Annotated in this window: 20 protein-coding genes and 1 pseudogene; 11 read left to right on the plus strand and 10 right to left on the minus strand. The window is 39.2% G+C overall.

What is annotated here, in order from left to right; genetic code table 11:
- The first annotated feature begins 204 nt into the window (after positions 1 to 204).
- Complete coding sequence (locus tag MSKOL_RS20980) at positions 205 to 882, plus strand: hypothetical protein (protein ID WP_052725364.1); 678 nt, start codon at positions 205 to 207, stop codon at positions 880 to 882.
- A gap of 295 nt (positions 883 to 1,177) precedes the next feature.
- Entirely contained in the window at positions 1,178 to 2,257 is a 1,080-nt protein-coding gene (locus tag MSKOL_RS06455) for a cache domain-containing protein (protein ID WP_048154519.1), read from the plus strand.
- Between the two features lie 174 nt (positions 2,258 to 2,431).
- On the opposite strand, the gene MSKOL_RS06460 is transcribed toward MSKOL_RS06455, so the two are convergent.
- The gene (locus tag MSKOL_RS06460) at positions 2,432 to 4,090 is read right to left on the minus strand and encodes a PKD domain-containing protein (protein ID WP_052725365.1); all 1,659 of its coding nucleotides are present in this window, start codon (positions 4,088 to 4,090) and stop codon (positions 2,432 to 2,434) included.
- Positions 4,083 to 4,895 carry a hypothetical protein gene (locus MSKOL_RS06465; protein ID WP_048154521.1) on the minus strand — a complete coding sequence of 271 codons (813 nt, stop codon included), beginning with the start codon at positions 4,893 to 4,895 and terminating at the stop codon, positions 4,083 to 4,085. The genes MSKOL_RS06460 and MSKOL_RS06465 overlap by 8 nt, the downstream gene beginning before the upstream one ends.
- Positions 4,896 to 5,555: 660 nt before the next feature.
- Here MSKOL_RS06465 and MSKOL_RS06470 point away from each other — a divergent pair.
- The gene (locus tag MSKOL_RS06470; protein ID WP_048154526.1) at positions 5,556 to 6,587 is read left to right on the plus strand and encodes a class I SAM-dependent methyltransferase family protein; all 1,032 of its coding nucleotides are present in this window, start codon (positions 5,556 to 5,558) and stop codon (positions 6,585 to 6,587) included.
- A gap of 115 nt (positions 6,588 to 6,702) precedes the next feature.
- On the opposite strand, the pseudogene MSKOL_RS21585 reads toward MSKOL_RS06470, so the two are convergent.
- A pseudogene (locus tag MSKOL_RS21585) lies at positions 6,703 to 7,195 on the minus strand (DUF6141 family protein).
- Positions 7,196 to 8,241: 1,046 nt separating this feature from the next.
- Here MSKOL_RS21585 and MSKOL_RS19875 point away from each other — a divergent pair.
- The 3 genes from MSKOL_RS19875 to MSKOL_RS06490 all read left to right on the plus strand — a co-directional run bounded on the left by MSKOL_RS19875 (position 8,242) and on the right by MSKOL_RS06490 (position 10,640).
- Entirely contained in the window at positions 8,242 to 8,391 is a 150-nt protein-coding gene (locus MSKOL_RS19875) for a hypothetical protein (protein WP_156150983.1), read from the plus strand.
- Between the two features lie 239 nt (positions 8,392 to 8,630).
- Positions 8,631 to 9,200 (plus strand): hypothetical protein, encoded by a 570-nt coding sequence (locus MSKOL_RS06485; RefSeq protein ID WP_048119624.1) that lies wholly within the window; start codon positions 8,631 to 8,633, stop codon positions 9,198 to 9,200.
- A gap of 870 nt (positions 9,201 to 10,070) precedes the next feature.
- Entirely contained in the window at positions 10,071 to 10,640 is a 570-nt protein-coding gene (locus tag MSKOL_RS06490) for a UPF0228 family protein (protein WP_048119627.1), read from the plus strand.
- A 301-nt stretch (positions 10,641 to 10,941) separates the two neighbouring features.
- Here the strand turns inward: MSKOL_RS06490 and MSKOL_RS06495 are convergent, their stop codons facing one another.
- The 7 genes from MSKOL_RS06495 to MSKOL_RS06530 all read right to left on the minus strand — a co-directional run bounded on the left by MSKOL_RS06495 (position 10,942) and on the right by MSKOL_RS06530 (position 17,409).
- Positions 10,942 to 11,436 (minus strand): DUF6141 family protein, encoded by a 495-nt coding sequence (locus MSKOL_RS06495; protein WP_197078847.1) that lies wholly within the window; start codon positions 11,434 to 11,436, stop codon positions 10,942 to 10,944.
- A 515-nt stretch (positions 11,437 to 11,951) separates the two neighbouring features.
- Positions 11,952 to 12,542, minus strand: a complete 591-nt coding sequence (locus MSKOL_RS06500; RefSeq protein ID WP_082091049.1) for a DUF6141 family protein — start codon at positions 12,540 to 12,542, stop codon at positions 11,952 to 11,954.
- A 172-nt stretch (positions 12,543 to 12,714) separates the two neighbouring features.
- A complete protein-coding gene (locus MSKOL_RS06505; RefSeq protein ID WP_082091050.1) occupies positions 12,715 to 13,083 on the minus strand; it encodes a carboxymuconolactone decarboxylase family protein in 369 nt (122 codons plus the stop codon).
- Positions 13,084 to 13,312: 229 nt separating this feature from the next.
- Positions 13,313 to 13,780 carry a DUF2124 family protein gene (locus MSKOL_RS06510; protein ID WP_048119630.1) on the minus strand — a complete coding sequence of 156 codons (468 nt, stop codon included), beginning with the start codon at positions 13,778 to 13,780 and terminating at the stop codon, positions 13,313 to 13,315.
- A gap of 247 nt (positions 13,781 to 14,027) precedes the next feature.
- Positions 14,028 to 14,993 (minus strand): methenyltetrahydromethanopterin cyclohydrolase, encoded by a 966-nt coding sequence (gene mch / locus MSKOL_RS06515; protein ID WP_048154530.1) that lies wholly within the window; start codon positions 14,991 to 14,993, stop codon positions 14,028 to 14,030.
- 530 nt (positions 14,994 to 15,523) lie between these two features.
- On the minus strand, positions 15,524 to 16,729 hold the full coding sequence (locus MSKOL_RS06525; RefSeq protein ID WP_048158199.1) for a peptidase U32 family protein: 1,206 nt from the start codon (positions 16,727 to 16,729) through the stop codon (positions 15,524 to 15,526).
- Between the two features lie 419 nt (positions 16,730 to 17,148).
- Entirely contained in the window at positions 17,149 to 17,409 is a 261-nt protein-coding gene (locus tag MSKOL_RS06530) for a hypothetical protein (protein ID WP_048154537.1), read from the minus strand.
- 530 nt (positions 17,410 to 17,939) lie between these two features.
- Here MSKOL_RS06530 and MSKOL_RS06535 point away from each other — a divergent pair.
- The 5 genes from MSKOL_RS06535 to MSKOL_RS06555 all read left to right on the plus strand — a co-directional run bounded on the left by MSKOL_RS06535 (position 17,940) and on the right by MSKOL_RS06555 (position 23,714).
- Positions 17,940 to 18,494: a helix-turn-helix domain-containing protein gene (locus MSKOL_RS06535; protein ID WP_048154540.1), complete on the plus strand. Its 555-nt coding sequence runs from the start codon at positions 17,940 to 17,942 to the stop codon at positions 18,492 to 18,494.
- Between the two features lie 218 nt (positions 18,495 to 18,712).
- Positions 18,713 to 20,392 carry an AMP-binding protein gene (locus MSKOL_RS06540; RefSeq protein WP_048154543.1) on the plus strand — a complete coding sequence of 560 codons (1,680 nt, stop codon included), beginning with the start codon at positions 18,713 to 18,715 and terminating at the stop codon, positions 20,390 to 20,392.
- 549 nt (positions 20,393 to 20,941) lie between these two features.
- A complete protein-coding gene (locus MSKOL_RS06545) occupies positions 20,942 to 21,190 on the plus strand; it encodes a ferredoxin family protein (RefSeq protein ID WP_048116514.1) in 249 nt (82 codons plus the stop codon).
- A 20-nt stretch (positions 21,191 to 21,210) separates the two neighbouring features.
- Positions 21,211 to 22,266, plus strand: a complete 1,056-nt coding sequence (locus tag MSKOL_RS06550; RefSeq protein WP_048119643.1) for a 3-methyl-2-oxobutanoate dehydrogenase subunit VorB — start codon at positions 21,211 to 21,213, stop codon at positions 22,264 to 22,266.
- A 2-nt stretch (positions 22,267 to 22,268) separates the two neighbouring features.
- On the plus strand, positions 22,269 to 23,714 hold the full coding sequence (locus MSKOL_RS06555) for a 2-oxoacid:acceptor oxidoreductase family protein (protein ID WP_048119648.1): 1,446 nt from the start codon (positions 22,269 to 22,271) through the stop codon (positions 23,712 to 23,714).
- The last annotated feature ends 79 nt before the right edge of the window (positions 23,715 to 23,793 follow it).

Raw genomic sequence — 23,793 nt, forward strand, 5'->3', positions numbered from 1 at the left:
ATTTTAACTGCATAAGTCCTAAATTTAATAGTTTGCACAGAAAGTTTATAAAAAGTGCCTTGAAAGTAATGTGCAGAGTTTAAATGCGTCTGTCAAACTAAACTTGAAACCCACAATGCCCAGAGGCAAGAAATGATAGCTTTGAGAGTACTTGAGGTTTGTTTATTCCTGCCTCTTGAATAAAAGAAAAGAGGTAAAGAGTAGATGATAATAAATAAAAAATTTGGAATAAGTGCAATATTTGCAACAATATTACTAGCAGTCATCCTGCCAGCGTCGATAGCAAGTGCACAAGAAAATGAGACCACACAAGAAAATATGACTATGGAGCTTACCTTTGGCCCGGAAACTTTTGATAAACTGAAAAATGATCCGTATTGCGTTGCTGCATATGGAAGCATACCTGATTTTACGACTTCGGAGGAGAGATATCAATGGATTGACACTCTCAGTAACATACTGGACAATTTATATAATGCAAGTTTTATGCAAGACCAGGAAAATTTGAAGTATTTTGATCCATTTGGCCCTGTTAAAACTTCTGGTGTAACCTTTGATGGTGTTATAGAGATAAGTGTTAACAATAGTTCAGAAGTTGATGAGCCTTTGTTGGACGAATTCTATCAGCTTATTGACACAAAAGCAAACAGTATGGGGGTTAAAGAAGTTCCTGTCGTGTTCATGCGCGAAGATAACCTACCTCTAGATAATCTTGAACCTCCAAGCTCGACGGAGAATTATGAAAACTCTGTTAATGATAGTATTTCTAACACAAGCGACTCGAATGAGACTAAATCGAATAAGGTTAGCTCAACTCCAGGTTTCGAATTATTGGGGAGCCTGGTTTGCCTATACGGTGGCTGGAAGCTCAGAAAAAAGTAAAGTAAAGTAAAAAGTGAAGTAAAGTGAAGTATCGAGTGTTAACAGATTACTATCTCTGTTAACTCTCTTTTGCTAACGCCGATATAACAAGTACGGAGTTTACTGTTGATCAAAAACTTTCAAAAATAAAAAATGAATTTCCCTGCGTATTGAGTTCAAGACTTCTTTTTTGTTTATAATCAAAATGAAAAAATAAAATAATACTTCAGATAATTATCCAGAAAAACTATACCGAACACCGGCAAACCTTCCTTCAGTAACAGAGAAGATTTAAGCCAGAACAGCAGGGAAACTCATGGATTTAATAAAAATTGCCTGTATTATGCTTGCAGTTGCGTTCTTTCTGGGAATCCTTACCAGTGGAGATAAGGATGAAACACCAGCAATCTCAACTGAACTTGAAAATGAAACCGTAAATTCGAATGCCAGCGGAGTAGCTGGAATGGCACAGGCTGAAGAAAAAACTGCAATTTCCGAACCTGCAATTTCCGAACCTGCAATTTCCGAACCTACTGTTTCCGAACCTGCAATTTCCGAACCTGCTGTTTCGGTTCCCGCACCAGATCCCGTTATTCTGGAAAAAGGAGAGAGTCAGCTGGCAGGAGAAAGGAAAAATATCGAAAGCAAGGTAAGAGCTACAGTCCGACTCATTGAAGCCCAGGGAGAACAACTGTTTCCCTCAATGCGTAAAGAAGGCTCTCCCTGGTTCCAGGACAATTTCTGCATTTTTGTCTGGACCGAAAATGGGACCCAGGTCGTTTGCCCTTCGAATCAAAGCCTTGAAGGCAAAGATATGAAAGGGCTTGTAGATGCCGACGGCAAGCCCATTGGAGAATTCTTCATCGAAACAGCCAAGAGCAAAAAAGGTGAGGGCTGGATAGAGTACAACTGGAAGGAAAACAATTCCGAGCCTTTCCGCAAGTGTACTTTCGTCAAAAAGGCTTCTTATGGAGAAAAAACCTACCTTGTAGGCGCTGATCTCTACCTGGAGAATTATATCGTTTGCAGGAATCTTGAAGGGTGCAAGTATACTGAAGAACCCGGAAAGCTTCAAACTTCTGAACTCTTTAATCCCCTAAATCTCAACAGAAACCTCGACATTAACTGCAGCATTGCCCATTCCATTGTAGAACCCGGAAAAAATGTTGCACCCCATATGGTAAAAAATCCGGAAATCCATTATATCCTTGAAGGACAGGGCCTGCTTTATATTGATGGAATCCCGATTGAGATACATCCAGACCAGCTTATATACATCCCAGCAGGTTCGGTACAGGATACATATAATACCGGAAATACAACGCTAAGATTTCTGATCATAGACCAGCCTGCGAAGTCAGAGAATAGTACAGAGATGCTCGAATTAAATAGATAAAATGGACTAAAAAATAGATAGAAACAGGGAAAAGAAAGGAACCGAAAAAATTAAAAGATCATACACTTTCAAATATTCTTGACTCTCTAATAGTCTTGACTCTGCGAAATCATTTCAGGATACAACAGTGTTGTATCAATTACATAAACTGTATTACTACCTCGGGCGCTAACATTATGCACAACGAACTGTTATTGTGGCAGATGTTGAATTCGTACCGTTTTTATTGGTCACGGTCAGGTTAACGGTATGATTTCCTGCTTTAAAGTAAATATTCACTGGATTTTTCTCGGTTGAAATTGTTTCGTCTCCAAAGTCCCATTTCCATTCCTCAGGGGTTCCTGTGCTATTGTCAGTAAACTGTACTTTCAATGGAATACTTCCTGAAGTTGGGGATGCCGAAAAAATAGCAACCGGTACAACCAGTTTCTCAGGAACTGGTTCTACTTTGATATAGTTTTCTTTTGTTGTCTTATTACTACCTGCCGCATTTATCACTGTAAGTGCCACTGTATAATTCCCAGGTGTTGAATACTCGTGGATTGGATTATCTACTATTGAGTGTGTTCTATCTCCGAAGTTCCAGTTCCATTCAGTTGCATTTTGCGAGAGAGCGATAAACTGAACTGTAAGAGGGGCAGGACCCTCAATTAAATTACTGGTAAAGTTTGCAACAGGAAGAATTTTTGGATTGTGGTCGTGATCTTTTTTTCCCAGAGCCACTATTGTGGCAAACTTTGAATCGGTTTCGTTTTCATTTGTTACGGTTAGATTAACATTATATGTTCCTGCTGGGAAGTAAACATGCACTGGGCTCTGATCGCTTGAACTGGTCCCGTCTCCAAAGTCCCAATTCCATCCAGTCGCATTTTGCGAGAAATCGGTAAACTGAACTGTAAGAGGAACATGGCCTCTGGTAACATTACTGGTGAAGTTTGCAACCGTTTTTCCGGTTACTTTCATATAATTTTCTTTTGTTGTCGTATTACTGCCTGCTGCATTGCTTGCTGTAAATGTCACAGTATACATTCCAGCTTTTGAATACTGATGTTCTGGATTTTGCTGCGTTGAAGCTTTTCCGTCTCCAAAGCTCCAGTTCCATTTAGTGGGGATTTCTGTGCTTTTGTCAGTAAATTTAACGCTTAATGGAGCTTTTCCTGATGTGACATTGCTGCTGAAATTTGCTACAGGAGTCTGCAAAGTTTTATTTACGGATATATTTTCTTTTGTTGTCGTATTACTACCTGCTACATTGCTCGCTGTAAGTGTCACCGTATAATTTCCAGCTTTTGAATACTTATGGGTTAGATTCTGCTCGGTGGAAGTATTGTTGTCTCCAAAGTCCCATTCCCAGGAAGTAGGATGATAGCTTGAGATGTCATTAAACTGGATTGTTAAAGGGGCATTAGGAACAGAGGTAGTGAAGTTTGCAACAGGTGGTTTTAGAAAAAGTATAGCCAGTAGCGCAACACTTGCTACAGCCAGAATGATGCTTATAACAACCTGCGGGCTCAGGGTTGTTGCCAGGTTTTCAGAAGTACATTTAGAAACCAATTCTGTTCTTTTCTTCCAGAAGCCTGGGCTCTTTTTCGGCGGAATATCACTTACCGATTTTATAGTATTTTCCAGAGCATCCTTGAAATAGGGATCATCAGCAAAATATTGTTCAAGCTGATCATCCGACATATTTACAATTCTGTCCTCGAGGAGTTTTTTCTGTTTTTCTGGCAGGTTTTTAATCAATTTCTTAGTTGATTCCTTTACTACCTTGCTGACAGAACCCTGGGTGAAGTCTTTTACACTGGACTTTACATCCCTTTTAATGTCACTCATGATCAGCCTTCTTGTCTCCGGTTTTATCGTCAATCGTTTTGCAGATCCTTTTCTCGCAAGCTTTCAGTTTTTCATTCAGATCTTTATTGAACTCATCCTGCAGGCAGTCGAAAAAGTTTGTGAAGATTACATCCGCAGGGAGAGTTTTCTTAATTCCACTACAGGCATTGCCAATGCAATCTTTGAACTTTTCTATAGATTCATCAACACGATTTTTGTTGTCGGTCTTACTGTCAATCGCTTTGCAGGCCCTGCCCTCGCAAGCTTCCAGACTTTTATCCAGACCTTTCTTAAACTCATCCTGTATACAGTCAAAAAAACGATAGAATGCCATATTTGTCGAGAATTGTTTTTTCATACTCCCACAGGCACTCCCAATGCACTCCCTGATCTTTTCAATAGATATATCCACACGATACATTAATTTGAGTGCAGACGCTTCCTCCAGTTCACAATCCGAGTTTTTTATTCTTTCTACTGCCTTATCACATGCCTCCTCCATTTTTTTCTTAAAAGAAGGGCCGATCTTTTCTCGGTACTCATTGCCAACCGCCTGCCTGTACGTGATCTGTATAGTTTTCTCTGAGGCGGTTTCGAAGGAGTTTTCCAGGATCTCTACCATGCCTTTAATATCAATGTTATCAAAGCCCGAAGTCCTGCATTCCTTAATGCCAGCTATGAAGCCCTGCTTAATGCCACCTATAAGCCCTTCGTTGAAACCTTCGGCTATGCCTTCTTGAATTTCTTCAACCATGGCTTCGTAACTGCTGCAGTAATCGTTAAGAGGAGTCTCGATTTCAGTCAAACTGTAATCCCACATTAGAAAATTATGATTATAAAGTAGACATGTAAGGAGGATGCGACAATTTCTCAAAATCAAAATTCTGATACATATTTAAAAATTACCATTTATAATAAATTTTTCGAAAAATGTTGGGATATTCAAGAACCCTGGTACATTAAAAATATCGATTTAATGCAGCGAGCTCATTCCAAAACCAATTTTATTCCCACATCAATAAGAGTTTCAGAATTATTTTTCAGGATCAGAAGCTCTTATTGATAATCCAGAATACGATATTCAGAGAAGCAATTTTGCTTTTTGGGACCAGCTCCTTAATAATTTTCCACACTCACATATGAACACGGAACCTCCTCCTTCCAACATATATCTTAAAAACAACCTGTGGTTCCGAAGTATCTCAACACTTATACATAAACTGGTCATAGGAGTTTTCATCGCCCTATTGCTCGCTCCAGAGAGTCAAAAAGGATAATGTCCTCTAACCTGATACTTCACAGGTTAAGATATATCGATATTTTGAGACTGCTTATACTTTTTTATTAATTTAATTTTTGAATATGTAGTGTATGCTTGAAGTCAATTGCTATTGATCAAACAACCTGCCTATATAAAGTTCAGACAAAAAAACATTAATTCTATGTATGCTATCCTTCAATTCCAATGTACAGAATGATAAGGACTGCCCCGGAAAAAGGAGAAGAGTTAAGGAAAAAAGCAATTCAAGGGGGATTTCTGGATACTTCAAGAAAGATTCGAAAAGTCAGGACTGAAGAAGGTAATTTTCTGGAAATCCCGGTTACGGAGTCTGCATACGACAGTGTGGACAGTTTTCTGGTTCTTGAACAGGAAAATCCGGAATTCCTTGAAAAGCCCAACTCTCTCAAGGATTCCCTTAAAGGTTTTCTTTCCGAAACTGAACTTGCATCTGTCCCGTCAGGCTGGCAGGTCCTGGGAGACATAATAATAGTTTTCATCCCTGAAATCCTGGAAGATAAAAAAACGAGAATAGCTGAGTCTTTACTTTCTATGTACCCAAAGTGCAGGACCGTTGTAAGGGATTTTGGAATTGAAGGGCAGTTCCGCCAGCCAAAAAGAGAACTCCTTCTCGGCAGCGAAACCGAAACCATCCACAAGGAACATGGCTGCTTTTTTAAGCAGGACGTAACAAAGGTAATGTACTCCAAAGGCAACCTTGAAGAGAGAAAGAGGATGAGCCAGCTCGGAGAAGGAGAAGTTATAGTGGATATGTTTGCGGGAATAGGGTACTTCTCAATTCCTATGGCTGTGCATTCCAGGCCAAAAAAAATTGTTGGGATAGAAATTAATCCTGAGTCTTTTGCCTATCTTAAGGAAAACATCAGATTAAATAAGGTAGAGGATATCTTTATCCCAATCTGTGGGGACTGCTCAAAGTTTGCTCCTGAAGGAACAGCCGACCGCGTGCTTATGGGATATGTGGGAACAACACACCACTATCTTGAACCGGCTATAAAGGCTCTGAAAAAAAGCGGGGGAATTCTGCACTATCACGAAACAGTCCCGGAAAGTCTTGCTAGAACCAGACCCCAGGAAAGGATAGAAAAAGCTGCCTGTGCCCTTGGAAAGAAGGTTGAGATTCTGGAAACCCACAGGATAAAAAAGTACTCTCCTGGTGTCCTGCATGTGGTTGTGGACGCACGGATATTCGAATAAAAATTTGAAATTTCGCTTTTAATTCTGTACCAAAAGGAAATATCAAAGCGGTAATTATTAAAGCAGCAACTTGCAAAGCAGTACTCACAGACAGAAGTTCTCAAAGCGGGAATTCTCAATATTGTGCTGTAGCCTGCTTGATTGCGCTACAGAGTTCTTCAGGTTTCCTGGAGCTCAGAAGCATTCTTTCCCCTGAAATAAGTTTGAGGATTACAACTGGGCTAACTTTTTTAGAAGATTGTGACACATCAGATTCTTTTTCAGTGAGGGGGTCATAAACCTTAATTTTGCAGTCCTCCACTACATGTAAAGGAATCTTTTTGGAGGACAGATTCAGGGGGACCAGGCGAACGTATATTCCATCACTTCTCACTTCAGTTATATGCTTTGTACAGTACAACATAAAAGGGAAATAACCCGAAGACGATCCAGAGAGCAAACAGGTATGTTCCAGGGATGTTATCGATTCCGGCAGGTCTTCCAAAAATAAGGCTATGGATTTCAATATACCAGAGCAGAAGCGCAGGATAAAGGACCGAAATCAGGAAAAAATTGTTCCGCAAATCCTGTACTTCCCTAAAAATTACGTCTGCTTTTGGCTGTTCCACAAACTTCCTTCCTTGATACGTGCCTAATTTATTTGTGTTTTAATTGGAGACTCACTTTAAATTGCCTTGCTGACAGGCATCTCAATAGTGCTGAAATTTATCTTACGGTTACTAATTGAACTGCATATAGTGTTCGTACACACAACCAAATTCTTTTCCATGCGTCTTCGGTTAAGTGAAGAATCGTAATAAATTGCGTCAATTTCCTCAACATCTGTTAAATATTTTAATAAATTATGAGCTGGAACAGGGTATCGATTTCATGTAAAGAGGCAAAGATTTAAAGCAGGCTTCCAGTGCTAAATCGATAGCTTTCAGGTAAGAAAATTCCTTAACCGATGACCAATGAATTCTTTTCCATTTTTATAGTATTATTTAGATACCAGTATACCAATTCAGTATTGGAGCAGGGGTATGTAGTAGAAAATGTTCCTGATTTTCTCTATAAAAACTGAGTAATAAACCTTCCAAAAAAAATGGAAAATTGTACATATTTTTTAATTTAAAAATTTGAAAATAATATGAGTGTGAAAAAACGACAAATATTGTTAAAAATCAAAAAAAATGAAGAAAAGTAGTCCGTGAGATGATAAAGAACAGATCAGATTAATAAAAGTTGGGCTGGCGGGTTCTGTCAAGTTGACGGATGCTGGGCGCTTTATAGGCTCAACTGTATCTGGACAAACTCCTTAACACCTGTAGACTTGACAGTACCTAAATTACATTACGCGTTATCTTTTATATTAATTTTTGAATATGAGTCGCGACATATACTTAAATAAATAATTTATGACCAAATCATCAAACAGTAAAAATATTAAAAAGTAATTTCAGGCACAAAATTTGTTTAAGAATCACACAGTTAGAGAAATTGGCCGGAAAAGTTATAAAGAGTTAAGTAAGAGAAGTTTATGGAGTTCAGGTGACCTGGAAAGTACTTTTGAATTCCATAAACACGCCTTAAGAAGCATTATCAAGTTAGCTTAGCTTATATTTAAGCTTGATTGATTCTGCCTCCTGAGTTAAAAGATACAGGAGTAGTATGAATGACAATGAAAAGAAAATTTGTAGTAGGAATTCTACTTTTTGTTATGTGTATGATTCTTCTGCCCTCTGTAAGTGCACAAGAATCATCAAAAATAAGTGAGAAGCCTTCTGAATCTGACTTTCCGCAGATGTCCATTCAATTTTCATAATTTTTCTTGCTATCGTTTTTTCTGAAAATTACCCTGCTTATTCAAGCTTCATTGAAAGATTCTAACCTCTATTTCCGGAAGTTTCAGTTGAGATAATAATTGTAAATTATTGAACAGATGCACAAAAACGATAGCCGAAAAAATGTTCTTTTTTTCAAGACATCTGCGGAAGGTCGGCTGAATTTGAACAAGGTCTAATAAATACACTAAATTCTAACACCGAACTATCTACAGATAATGTGATTGCGAACTATTGTAAAGCAAATAAAGACAAAATTCCAAAAAACAGTTTATTAAGTAACGATTCAAGTAGTTATCAACTAAAAGATGGATCAAATATAACTTTCACAAAGGATGGCTATATTGTAATTGATAGCTTGAAAGAAGAAGCAAACAAATATAACACTCAATCGAGTAATAAAAACAATGTAATGAATCCACAATGGGTAGTTCCTCCAGCTTATACTGATCCGATAAAATATAGCGTGAGCTGGTATAATTATCTAGGCTGGAAATTATTTACAGTCTACACAAAAGGGTATTTTGGGTATGATTATAATACTGTTGAGGCTTATCACATAGACTCCTGGTACTCAAAATATATAGTTTTCAATCCATGGGAGGTTTCGAACTGGCATGAGGGTGCAAGACAAACTTCTTCTACTACTGCAGAGGTTTATTGTGATGGGCGTTTCAGTTGGGGATATACAATTTCTGGGAACACTATAAAAGTACAAGATAAATATATAGAGCTAGATATGTCTTGTAACAAATATGGACAAGTTACTAAAAGTTACATTGATAATTAATTGAGCGTTATTAAAAATCTAGAAAGAATTGGTTAGTAAAACAGTTACTAAAAGATTTTAATGCAATATCCTTAATATTTTTTTGAATATTGAGACTCTGGTCCAAAATCCAGTGATTTTTGCATTTTTTGATTGAAAATCTGAATTAGCAAGAAAAATTCGGTTTTCACTAAAATCAATATTCGGTATCTAAAGACGTCAATCCCTAAGTTGTATTACAAGGATTGTGACCAATTACAAAATCTAGTGATTTTGAATTTTACATTCATCACTAGATTTTGGTACTGAGTCAATATTGAGGATATTTTATTTTTTAGAATATAAATGGTATTGAAGCTTTTAGTCAAATAGATTCATGTGCGTTTATAAAGTAAATATATAACGTTCACTCAAATATTATCTGTAATACAGTACTTAATGAGTCTATTTCGAAAAATAAGTTTGTTTGGTGTCACTAGAGTAGGGGACTACAAGCAAACCAATATATGAGGAGCCTATCCCAAAAGTTACTTTACTCTTAATCATTGGGAATTCTCAGAATTATTTTCATGATCATAAGCTTGATTGATTATTCAAAATACAAGGTCTATGAAGCAAATTTCAAGTTTTGGGATGAACTCGATTTCATGCATCTTCGGTTAAGTAAAGAACTGTGGCAAATTGCTTCAGTTCCCTCAACATTCGTTAAATATTTTAATTTATTATGAACTGGAACAGGATATTGATTTTCAAAAAAATACTGCGGAATGTGGGATTAATGTATATGATTTAAATTACAGGGTATTTTTATAGCTCTAAAAAGATGTGTAGAGACCAAGACATATCTTCTTAAAAGTAAACTAATCCTTATTATAGGGGTGTATTTTTTTCATGACACAAAAATTAATATATAAGATATTATTTACCTTTGCTTTTATTATTATTTTGATTTTCGGAATAAAATTATTATTTACACCAACGTTTGTTGCTACGGATACACCAGGTCATGAATCATATGTGTCTAGCTTAATTATTCAATTCAAAGATGGCATTACTGAACAGGAATCAAGAGAAATTCTTGAAAATTACAATTTGACTATGTATAAACTAGATTACAATGTTCATGATATGGACAAATATTACATAACAGTCAATAAAGATGAAGCGACACAAATAAAATATGAGTTGAGAAAAGAAAAAAATTGGATAGGAGTTACTCCTGATGTCGAAAAAGGAAATTATTGCATGATTTCAATATCTGAACAAGCTATTCAAGATAAAAATTTTATTGAAATGCTAAACAAACGTAATCTTCAGGTGAAAAAGTTCTTCTGGTGCCGTGTTATTTTCACAGATCACACTAAAAATGGGATTTCTCAGGAAAATGCAAATGAATTAAGAAGCAGGCTTGAAAAAGACGAGAATATTTTCACTGTATTCGTTGAACATGTTGAATCATAAATATTTAAAAATCGATGCAATTCGGGCTCTATAATAGTCGTCTTAATCATTATACGGACTATAGTAGCTTATATTAATGTTTAACTTGACTCTGTCAAATTCTGTAGTCCTTACTAAACGTCGATAACTTTCCAGCCATCCAAGTACATTCTACTATCCATCTGTAAGGAAGTACTTAAAAGCCTTTGACATCATTAATATGCTTAACTCTGGACAACAGGAATTCTCAAAGCGGAAATTATTAAAGCAGAAATTCTCAAAGCAGTAATCGCAAAGACAGAAACTCGCAAAGCAGGAATTCTCAGTATTCTGCTGTAGCCTGCTTGATTGCGCTACAGAGTTCTTCAGGTTTCCTGGAGCTAAGAAGCATTCGTTCTCCTGAAATTAGTTTGAGGATTACAACCGGGCTAACTTTTTTGGAAGACTGTGACACATCAGATTCTTTTCCAGTGAGAGGGTCATAAACCTTAATTTTGCAGTCCTCCACTACATATAAAGGGATCTTCTTGGAGGATAGATTAAGGGGTACCAGGCGAACGTATATTCCATCACTTCGTACTTCAGTTATGTGCTTTGTACAGTAAAACATAAGAGGGAAAAATAACCCGAAGACAACCCAGAGCGCAAACAGATATGTTCCAGGGATATTCTTAATTCCGACAGGTCTTCCAAAAATCAGGCTATGGATTTCGATATACCAGAGAAGGAGTGCAGGATAAAGGACCGAAACCAGGAAGAAATTGTTCCGCAGATCCTGTACTTCCCTAAAAATCACATCTGCTTTTGGCTTTTCCACAAAATCCCTTCTTTGAAACCTGTCTGATTCATTTTTGTTTTAACTGGAGACTTAATTTTTAGATTGCCTGGCTGACAGAAATCCCGATATTGCTGAAATTTATATTACAGCTACTAATTGGCTACTAATTGAACTGCATATGGTGTTTATACACCCGACCGAATTCTCTTCCGTTTAATAAGTATCATTTAGATACCAGCATACCGACTCAGTATTGGAGTAGGGGTATGTAGTAGAAAATATTCCTGATTTTCTCTATAAAAACTGAGTAATAAACCTTCCGAAAAAAATTAAAAATTGTATACATTTTTTAATTTAAAAATTTGAGAATAATAAAAGTGTAAAAAAACGACGGTATCTTTTAAAAATCAAAAATTATACAGAAAAATAGTCCAAAAGACGATAACGAAAAAAGTGAATTAATAAAAGATTACTTTCTAACGCTCTTTTTCAGGAATTTTTTAGTACTCTTTATAGCGCTACATTTAACTTTTTGATGCTCTGTGCCATATCTATTACTTTTCAATAGACCTTCTAATAGCTTCTGAGAGTTTTTCCGGGGTCTGGGACCCAATCATTAGCTTTTTCACTTTTTTCCCATCTGCAAATTCGAAAAGTACACCCCTGTTACCGGCCATATTATAGGCATTTCCCTTTATTCCGTAGCGAATACCCCAGCCTCCATAATCTCTGACAGGGTTATAGGTTAGGACTTTGTAATTTTGAATACTCTCAAATGGAAATCTTTTGAATGATAGATGAAAAGGGTAAACGCGAACATATAGCCCGTCCTTTCTGACCTCAGTAACCAGCTTCATGGAATAAAATAAAATAGGAAAAAGAATCCCGAATAATAGAAGTAAAAGAAACATCATCCAGTCAGGAGCCGGGTTATTTCCAAAAGGCTTTCCAAGTAAGAGCTGCTTATAAGCCCCATACCATGAAAGAACAACGGGGATCGCAATAATGAGCCAGATCCAGATCTGGTTCATTTTTTGAACTTCTCTAAAAAGAACTTGAGAATTCACTTGCTTTGGATTATTCATTTGCTTTTGACCAATTTGCTTTTGACCATTCAATTTTCTATCTACATCTACAAAATCCATTTTTTACTAGGTCTCTAAATTATGTAAAATGCATTGTTGGTCTCATAAAACTTGTATGAGATAGGAGTTTCTTAGGTTTGAGATCAGGCTATTCTAATATATAACATCACAAAAGTAAAATCTGCAGAAAAATTAAAGAAAAAAATAATTAAATAAGTGCGTTTTTATGAAATTAATAATCTAATCTATCCATCTCTTTAATTATTGCTTCACTGAAATCCGTAAAGTGCTGGATTCCCCCTGTCCAGGCAGCAAGCATCATGGCATCATTGATCTCGGTTCTTATGGCTCCGAATTTATGAAGTCTTTCGAGGATTTTGACCGCGCTCTGGGTGTTGTTGGTTGAGCAGGCTATAGCAAAGACTATTAAATGCTTATTTTTCATAGAAAGCCCGCCTTCCCTTTCACTCCAGATAGCTTTATAAAAGCCTGCTATCCCTTCAGCGAAATCTTCGTTTATCTGTCCGGCATATTCAATAGACCTGGGCATAAACCCTTTTAATTCCCTTACTTCTTTAGCCGCTTTTTCCATAATTATCATATGTCATAAGTCAGGATCGGATATAATTCTATCTTACTAGAAAATTTACAGAATTGGGTAAATAAAAAGGTAAAGAAGAATCAAAAAGAGTAAGGAAATGTAAAAAAAGTAAAATAATATAAAAATAACATAAAGAAATAATTACAGTAAAGAAATGCAAAAAGAAGTAAAAAGGGTATTTTTTTGCCTGGAAGTCTCAAGAATTCCTGAAAATAGACTTCAGAATCTTTCAGACTTGCAGTACCTCAACTGCCAGGTCGGCATTGATGATATACTCAAAATTTATTATTTCGTCCCATTTCTGCTGCATGAATGCGGACTGGAAGCAAACTCCAATAATTTTTCCATTCTCAGAGCCTTCAAGGATTTTACTGGCAATTTCTTTTGCTTTTTCAGGGCTAATCCCTATCTTTGGCATCGAAAGCCCTCCAAGCAGGACAACAACATCAGCGTGTTTATCCGTAAGATCTCCAAGTTGCATGCCTTCATGATCCATGTAGATAGACCTGGCTTTCTCAAAATCATTGCTGGAAACAAAAGCAAGTTCCCGGTCCCGGACTACAAAACCGATAAGTTCGGCAAAAGGTGTGCAGAACCCCGGAGTTCCCACAAAAGTAATCTTTTTTGCGCCTTCGACAAGGCCCCTGAAGCTGTTCAGGATGCCTCCTACTCCCTTTGAAGTGTTTATTATTGGCACTGAATTCTCTCCTTAAGGTTTCAGTAAAATTTTACTTCTGAACAATTCTTCATAATATCTCGTCATGACATTTCTTTGTAGCATTATATTTTTACAGTAGGATTGGAGACATTTACTTAAATAGGTGATGTTAACAGCGTTTATAAGGGAGGAATCGGGAAAAAAATCACAATTTTCACCAGGAACAATAAATATAAAATTAAAAAAGTTGAATAAAATAAAAAAGAATTAAAATGACTTTTACCCTTTAAACCTGCCTGACCCCGAAGGACTGAAGCAGGATTTCCGGATAGAGCCCGCCGCTGGAAATTGTTTTTGTACTCTTAAGGTCATTTACCGTAAGCCTGGCAGGGGCGAACATGCCTGCGTCAACCTTAAAGAAGTCAAAGTTTGCTTCTTTGAAGGTCTGGTAGAAAGGCTTTCCAAAGTCTCGGGAGGTTGTGGAAGGCACTTTCTTTACGAATTCCTCAAGTTCGGCCAGTTCCCCGTCGAAGCGGACTGTATAGTTGGTTTCGCCACAGTAGATCACACAATCATTGGTCGAGCCCATGCACTGTACATCATTTCCGACAACAGGAGCAATTGGGGCAACTCCGTATCCGCTTTTAATGCAGTTGATGTCAAAACCAACGGACTCAAATTTATGGATTCCGGTTTCTACAACGCGGGCAGAGATCTGGACAGAACCAGCAATAGAGGCAGTAGGAGCAACAGCAATCATTACGTTTTCAGGGTCTACGCTGCAATGTTTTGCAATATATTCCACAACTTTCTCATCAGGGAGTTTATCGGATTCCAGGACCAGGACTGCGGCTTCGAAGTCGTCCTCATACCCGATTTCCTCGTAGAGCTCTTTCGGCTTTAAGCCAAGGGCACGTGCAGGACCCGAACCCATTCCGAAATAATTGCCTACAGAAATTCTCCAGCCTGCATACTGGGAAGCCATACAGGCAATTACTGGATTGTCTGTTGCTACCTGAATGGCAGGCCATTTGAGGCCTTTCAGGTCAAAAGTAGTATATTTAAGATCAGCGAGATCGGCCAGACAGAGCCTTGCCAGGTACATTCCAGCTTCATATCCGCCCTCTGCGTTAACTCCACAGTCAATAACCGTAGCCCCGTTATTTAGTTTGAGTACTTCAGTTTTCAGGTCTTCGCTCCAGTCGAGCATCTCTTCGATAACGTTTGATCCCAATTCGTTGACGCTTATCAAGGTATCACCTTTACTACTGGCTCCGGGATAAACAGAAAATATTTTCTCACATAGCGAGGAAGTAAGTTCTTATCTGCATTTATTGCGGAGCAGAACACTGTTTATCAGTCAGAGAAGTGCTTATAAAGAACATTGTTTGTAAAGAATAATTTCAATCAGGGTTACTATCTATCAGAGGATCGGAAATTAATCAGGGGAGTTTACCCGGATGAAGGTCCAGCCCATTGATCAGAGTTAACAGACAAGATTATTTATCGATAAAAGGTATCCAGCTGATTGAGAATATTACCGGAATAAGATAGAGTAATTTTTTCTTGCAATTGCCTTTTTCCTGTAATTGCCTTTTCCTGCAATTGCCTTTTCCTGCAGTTTCCTTTTTCCTGTAATTTTTTTCTTTCCTGTAATTCTTTTCTTTCCTGTGATTTGCTACCCGTATAGGAAGAATCCAATATATAGATACTGTTTTATTATTTTAACTGAGAAATTTATACCCTTAAACACATATCTTTAAACACAATACATTAACTCATTTATTTCAATTGTATCATGAAAACACGGTCGTTTTTCCTGACTTGTCCTTCAACCGCAAGGCCAATCGTATCTCCTTTTTCAGCTCTTTCAACAGGTTCGCCATTTTTCTTAATGGAATGGACTTGCTGCCTCAAATAAGTCGTATTTCCCTCTATTACGATCTCGTCTCCAACCGAAATCCCTTCTTCGAGAAGCCTGACTGCTGCAGCTTGCTGTTTTGTATAATAATTCTCAATTATTCCCACAGCCCTGCGTTGCTTTTCCGAGGCATTCATATCTTTTTCGGGAGAAAAGCCCTCAAGACCAGGAGCCCCAAAGTAAAAGCCAGTTGAAAATCCTCTGTTATAGACCGAAGCAAGTTTACGTCTCCAGGTCTCTATTTTCTCAGGAGTGTAGTTTCCTTCTATGCAGGCATCGATAGCCTCTCTGTAGCAGCGGGAAACCATTTCAAGGTATCCAGGGTCCCGCAGTCTCCCTTCCACCTTAAAGGCAGATATCCCCGCTTCGAGAAGTTCTGGGATATGCCCTATCATACAGAGGTCTTTTGCACTTAGAAGGTACTTTCCAAGGCTTGCAGCAACAATCCCGTTTTCTCCATGAAGTTCCCATTCCCAGCGGCAGGGCTGAGTGCATTCTCCGCAATTTCCGGATTTCCCAAGTACGTAAGCTGACAGATGGCATCGGCCTGAGACTGCCATACACATGGCACCATGGACGAAAGTCTCGATTTCTACCTCAGTCTGCTGGCATATCTTCCTTATTTCTTCAAGGGAAAGCTCTCTTGAAAGTACAATCCTTTCGGCCCCAAGGTTTCGGTAGAAATTTGCAGTTTCATGGTTGGTAATGTTTGCCTGCGTGGAGATGTGAATTCTAAGCCCGGCTTTTCGTGCCCTGAGAATTACAGCAGGGTCCCAGGCAATAACTGCGTCTACTCCTGCATTCGAAGCTGCAGCTATTACATCTGATGCATCTCCGAGCCTTTCTTCATTTACTGTTGAATTTACAGCCAGATAGGCCTTGAGCCCTCTGGTTTTTACCTCATGGACAAAATCGTCAAGAGTCTCCAGGGTGATTTCTTTTGCTTTTGCTCTCAGGCTAAGCCTGTCGGTTGAAAAGTAAACAGCATCGGCATATCCTGAGCAGGCCTTAAGCCCTGAAATATTCCTGACTCCTACAAGGAGTTCAGGTTTTGAACTTTTACGCATGAGAACAAAAAACACATATCTTTCATTTAAAATATTTTATCGCTCCGCAATATTTTATCTCTCCGTTCAGTTAAAAAAATATTATAATACAATGTTAACTTATGATAGTTAATTGTAAGATTTGCCGGTTGACAGATAACTTTATATAAGTGAAGAGCGTTTTTCAAAATGGGGATTAAGTAAATTTGAAGAAGTAGTTTTTGCTAATAAACAAAAGCAAGAATAAATTACTGTTACTATAATTGAATACGGGGGATAAAATGGAACACGAACTCGAAGAAGTTGAGAGAGATTACATAGAATTCAGAAAAGAAATGGGAGAAGAATAAGCTTAAAGGAAGAATAAGCTTAAGGGAAGAATAAGCTTAAGGGAAGAATAATAAGTTTTGAAATTTGGTGAAAACAGGACGGATAAAAAATTAAGTATCCTCTTCAAATTGAGTGGAAATTGAGGGATTTCCACTCAATGAGCTTTTTTTTCTAATGGGTTGAGCCAGAGATGGCATCTCGAATTTGTTGGGGACTCTATCACATATGTACTGATATGCACTTATCCCCAGTTTCTTTGCTGTCTGAACAATCGTCATAAATATGTCATTTGCCTTTGTTCTTTTCTTTGTTCTGGTTTGAAGGCTCACATCTCTTAGCATGAAAATGCTGCCATCTGCAAGCACTTTCATTGGTTGTGCGTGTTATTCAAAGAATATCATGTTCTTTTTTTCTGACCCTTAGGATATGCATCACTGGATAAAATGGATCTATTAATTTTACATGTTTCAATTCGATGAACCTCTATTTGTTCAGTTTAGATTTCGGCTCTTTCTCCTATGAAAACTGAATTTTTCTTCTCTCTTCAGAAGAAATGTCTTCGTTCTTATTAGAGCCACGGATCTCAGGTTTGGTGTGTCACCTTTGAAGAGGATACCTTGTACAATTTGAAGAGGATACCTTTCATTTGTTTGTGCATGTTATTCGAAGAATTTTATGTGTGTTTTTAAAGCTGCATGTTTGAATCTGCCAGGATTCGGTTCTTCTAGAGGTTTCTTACAAAAATAAGACTGTAGGAACTGAATGATAACGTATATTAATTATAATTTTCAATGGATCTGGAAGAAAAAAACTGTAAAGCAGGTATAAAAGTTGCAAAGCCAAAGGTTTTTAAGCAGATATTAGTTAATTCTTGAAAAATTCAGCTGGAGGATACGTAATTATGCAGGAAAAAATAAAAGAAATTGCAGATAGAGTACGTGAACTGCGTGAACTTTCGGATTTCACGGTCAAAGACATGGCAGAATATCTGCAGGTATCCGATGAGATTTATGGAAAATACGAAGATGGAACTGAGGATATTCCGGCAAGTATACTTTTTGAAATTGCACACAAGCTGCGTGTAGACATGGCCACTCTCCTTACAGGGGAAGAGCCGCGCATGAATATCTTTACAGTTACACGGGATGGAAAAGGAGTCAACGTTGAGAGGAGGAAGCAGTATAAGTACCAGAACCTGGCTGAAAAATTCATTCATAAAAAGGCTGAATTTTTTGTAGTTACAGTTGAACCCAAAACACATGGGGAAAAACCTGATACAAATTCCCACCCAGGCCAGGAATTTAACTATGTGCTGGAAGGAAGCCTGAAGGTCTATATTCACAATAATGAAATTATTCTGAATGAAGGGGACTCAATTTATTTTGACTCCACTTATGAACACGCTATGGAAGCCCTGGAAGGAAAGTCGGCCAGGTTCCTGGCAGTTATACTGTAATAGTCCAATTCGTTAATGCATCTCGGTTTGATGTTATTCGATTAAATTGAACTCAGTGAATTCGATTAGAACAAATACATGATTTAAATTAACATGACTTGGTTTCAAACCTGATAAGAAATCCAAGATCCAGGCTAAAACCTTGAAATTCAAATGAGATGTGTAGCCTTCATAAATTTATATGATATATAAATAAATTAAGAAAACGGGTGTTCAGAATGACTTCTTTGCTCAGCCAATTTGTTTCCAAAACCGACTTTGAATCCTATGATGACTTTGAGAAAAATTTCAAAATCCTTGTTCCTGAAAACTTCAACTTTGCCTATGATGTAGTCGATGCCTATGCAAGAGATTCCCCTGAGAAGATCGCAATGATCTGGTGTGACGATAATGGGGAAGAGAAAATCTTTACTTTCAAAGACTTGAAGTACTACAGCGACAAAACTGCAAATTTCTTTGCAAAGCACGGGATAGGTAAAGGCGACTATGTAATGCTCACCTTAAAGAGCCGGTATGAGTTCTGGTACTGTATTATTGCACTGCATAAACTGGGAGCCATTGCTGTACCTGCAACACATATGCTCAAGACACGAGACATTGTATACCGGATTAAAAAAGCCGGATTGAAGATGATCGTCTGCATATCGGAAAACGAAGTTCCCGAACAGATAGACGAAGCCCACTCCGAATGCGGAAATATCCCGCTCAAAAAAGCAGTCGTTGGAGAATATACAGGGGAGGGCTGGATTGATTTCAGGAAAGAACTCGAAGAAGCCTCCCCTGATTTTGAACGGCCTTCGGGCGAGGCTGCTACGAAAAATAGCGATATTTCTCTCGTTTATTTCTCCTCAGGAACAGCGAGCTTCCCTAAAATGGTGGAACACGATTTCACCTATCCTCTCGGGCATATTCTCACCGCAAAGTACTGGCAGAACGTGAAAGATGACGGGCTGCATTATACGGTTGCAGACAGCGGATGGGGAAAATGCGTATGGGGAAAACTCTATGGGCAGTGGATAGCCGGTTGTGCGGTCTTTGTCTATGACTATGATCGGTTTGAAGCCAAAAATATGCTTGAAAAAGCCACGAAATACGGGGTTACAACCTTCTGCGCTCCGCCAACCATCTACCGTTTCCTGATCAAGGAAGATCTCTCAAAGTATAATTTCAGTACCGTGAAATATGCGGTCGTTGCAGGCGAACCTCTTAACCCTGAGGTATATAACAGGTTCCTCGAATTTACAGGAATAAAGCTTATGGAAGGTTTCGGGCAGACCGAAACCGTTGTAACTATCGCAACGTACCCCTGGATGGAACCAAAACCCGGATCCATCGGGAAGCCGTCTCCGGGCTTTAAAATTGAACTGATGGACAGGGACGGCAGACTTTGTGAGGTCGGAGAAGAAGGAGAACTCGTAATCAACACAAAGGAAAACAAGCCTGTCGGACTCTTCGTCCACTATGGGAAAGATCCTGAGAAAACTAAGGAAGCATGGCACGATGGCTACTACCATACAGGAGATATGGCCTGGATGGATGAAGATGGCTACCTTTGGTTTGTGGGAAGAGCTGATGATATCATAAAGACCTCAGGATATAAAGTCGGACCTTTTGAAGTGGAAAGCGCCCTTATCCAGCACCCTGCAGTACTTGAATGCGCAATTACAGGTGCTCCTGATCCTATAAGGGGCCAGATTATCAAGGCAACCGTTGTGCTCACAAAAGGATACGCACCTGGAGAAGAGCTTAAAAAAGAGCTTCAGAATCACGTAAAAAGTGTCACAGCTCCCTACAAGTATCCGCGCATAATAGAGTTTGTGGACGAGCTTCCAAAGACCATTAGCGGAAAAATTCGCAGGGTCGAGATCCGGGATAAGGACCAGAATGAACTAAACTAAATATATTATTTGAAAAATCGGATACTATAAAATGCAAATAATAGAAAAGCAAATAAAACCTGATAAAGTAGACAAAACCTGATAAAGTAGACAAAACCTGATAAAGTAGACAAAATCTGATAAAGTAGACAAAATCTGATAAAGTAGACAAAATCTGATAAAGTAGACAAAATCTGATAAAGTAGACAAAGCCTGTTTTGATCCGGAAGCCGATAAGCTTCGGGTCAAAACAAAGAAGGAAAAAAGGAAAGAAATAAGTACCTTAAACTTTCTGGAAAGTTTGCTCTAAAAAGATTTGGTTCTGAATCCACTTTATAGTTTTATCTTAATTTTCTACTTACTCACTGTCTAATAAATTATGCAATTTACAACGTAAGAAAACTATGGAAATCTAAGGCTCTTCTTTCTGTCAAAAACAGGTTAAATTAAACAGGGACTGGATAAGTCCGGGAAGAATCAAAAATTCCGGATTCCCTAAATCCAGGAATGGGCTTGAAACCTGAGAAGAGTCCAAAGAGAACTGAAAAGTGAACAAAAAGAGGATTTCATATGTCAAAGGATGATAAAAAAGAACCATACCCTGTAATTAATACTCTGGAGTGTAAGGCCTGCGGACGTTGCCTTCTAGCCTGCCCTAAAGGCGTACTTTCCATGAGTGAAAACCTGAATGCCCGGGGATACCATTATGTGGAATACAAAGGGGAGGGCTGCTCAGGCTGTGCAAGCTGCTATTATACATGCCCTGAACCGCTTGCAATCGAGATTCATATTCCCCTTAAAGAAGAGGAAGACAGGTAAGGCAGGAAAGGAGGAAAAATATGGCAACACAACTAATAAAAGGTAACTCTGCAATAATTGTCGGTGCACTATATGCCGGATGTGACTGTTTCTTTGGATATCCTATAACTCCGGCAAGTGAGATTCTACATGATGCATCCAAATATTTGCCAAAAATAGGCCGGAAATTCGTCCAGGCCGAATCCGAAGAGGCGGCGATCAACATGGTCTACGGAGGAGCATCGGCAGGGCACAGGGTCATGACATCATCTTCAGGCCCTGGAATTAGTCTGATGCAAGAAGGAATTTCCTACCTTGCTGGCTCTGAACTTCCCTGCGTGATTGTAGACATTATGCGGGCAGGACCAGGCCTTGGAAATATAGGGCCGGAACAGGGAGATTATAACCAGGTAGTAAAAGGCGGAGGGCACGGGAACTACAAAAATATCGTGCTTGCCCCGAACTCAGTGCAGGAAATGTGCGACTTTACTATGAAAGCTTTTGAGCTTTCTTTTAAGTACAGGAACCCAGCTGTAGTGCTTGCAGACGGGGTACTAGGGCAGATGATCGAGTCACTCGAATTCCCGAAGCAAGCTATTGTTCCTGAGATTGATACAACCTGGGCGGTCAACGGTACAGCTGAAACCAGGCCTAACCTGATAACCTCTATTTTCCTGGATTTCGATCAACTTGGAAAGTTCAATGAAAAACTGCAGGTAAAGTACGAGCTCATAAGGCAGAATGAAATCGATTACGAAGAGTACCTTACAGATGATGCTTCAATTGTCCTTGTTTCTTATGGGATCAGCAGCCGGATTTGCAGGTCAGCCGTGGATCTTGCAAGGCAGGAAGGCATTAAAGTCGGGCTTTTCAGGCCTAAAACTCTCTTCCCGTTCCCCGAGGCGCAGTTGAAAGCTCTGGCAGATAAGGGCTGCTCCTTTATTTCCGTGGAAATGAGCAATGGGCAGATGATATATGATGTCAGGCTTGCAATCAACTGTTCACAGCCTGTAGAGCTTGTAAATCGTATGGGAGGAAACCTGATGACCCTTGACCAGATTATGGACAAAATCAGGAAAATGGCAGGGGAGGCGTGAAAATGGCAGCAGAAATCATTAACGGAGAAAAAGTAATAGGAAGGCCAAAAGCACTGTACGCGGACTATCCTCGCAAAGGATCAGTAGCCTCGACAGCCACTCACTACTGCCCCGGCTGCGGACATGGGGTTCTGCATAAGCTTATTGCCGAAGCAATTGACGATCTCGGGATTCAGGACAGAACTGTTATGATAAGTCCTGTGGGCTGTGCTGTCTTTGCTTACTATTATTTTGATGCAGGTAACATCCAGGTCGCTCACGGACGTGCGCCTGCGGTTGGGACAGGAGTTTCCAGAGCTGAAGAAAATGCTGTAGTTATTTCCTATCAGGGAGATGGAGACCTTGCATCCATTGGTCTGAACGAGACTCTCCAGGCTGCAAACAGAGGTGAAAAACTTGCAGTCTTTTTCGTAAACAACACTGTTTACGGGATGACAGGCGGACAGATGGCACCTACAACCCTTGTGGGCGAAAAGACTACAACATGCCCGGAAGGCCGTGACCCTCGTTTTGCAGGTTATCCCCTCCACATCTGCGAACTTCTTAACAACCTTAAAGCTCCGGTTTTTATTGAAAGGGTTTCAGTTTCGGATATCTCCCACATAAGGAAAGCCAGAAAAGCCGTGCATAAGGCGCTTGAAATCCAGCGCGACGGAAAAGGATATGCTTTTGTTGAAGTCCTTGCCGCCTGCCCGACTAACCTCAAGATGAATGCGGAGCAGGCTATCAATTTCATAAATGAGGAGATGGAAAAGGAGTTCCCAGTCCAGAACTTCAGGGATAACTCCAAAGAAGTCGAACCTCTGCACCGTGGAGTCAGTGACTTTACAACCGAAGCTCTTGAGAAGCTTTACGGAATTGAAGCTGGTGCCGAAGAAAAACCTGCCAGAAAGGATTTTGCCCCGATCCAGACCAAGATTGCTGGTTTTGGAGGGCAGGGTGTCCTCAGCATGGGACTAATCCTTGCGCAGGCCGGAGTTAAGGCAAATCTCAATGCCTCCTGGTTCCCGTCCTATGGCCCTGAACAGAGAGGTGGGACCTCTAATTGCTCGGTCGTGATTTCAGGCCAGCCTATAGGCTCTCCTACGGTCTACACTCCGGACATCCTGATAGCTATGAATCGTCCTTCCCTTGAAAAGTTTGAAAGGGTAGTACGAGAAGGAGGATTTATCCTTTACGATTCGTCCATTGGCGAAGTCGAAACGCCTGCACATGTAAAAGCCGTTGCTGTTCCTGCAACTGAAAAAGCCAAGGAAGCAGGTTCTGAGAAAGCTGCCAATTCCTTCATGCTTGGAGTCCTTATGGGCCTTAATGCAACCGGCCTGAGTGAAGAAGTCTTCAAGGAGGCTCTTGCCGAAAACTTCGCGGGGAAAACCAAAATTATTGAGTTTAACCAGATGGTTCTCGAAGCTGGAGCACAATGGGCAAGAGAAAATGTTAAGTTCTAAGGACTTTACGATTTGAAAAAAAACAAGTTTCGAGGACATTCAAATTGCATAAAAGCAGGTGGAGAAGATCTTTCTCTAC

Origin of the sequence: Methanosarcina sp. Kolksee, assembly GCF_000969945.1 — an archaeon.
Lineage (GTDB): Archaea > Halobacteriota > Methanosarcinia > Methanosarcinales > Methanosarcinaceae > Methanosarcina > Methanosarcina vacuolata.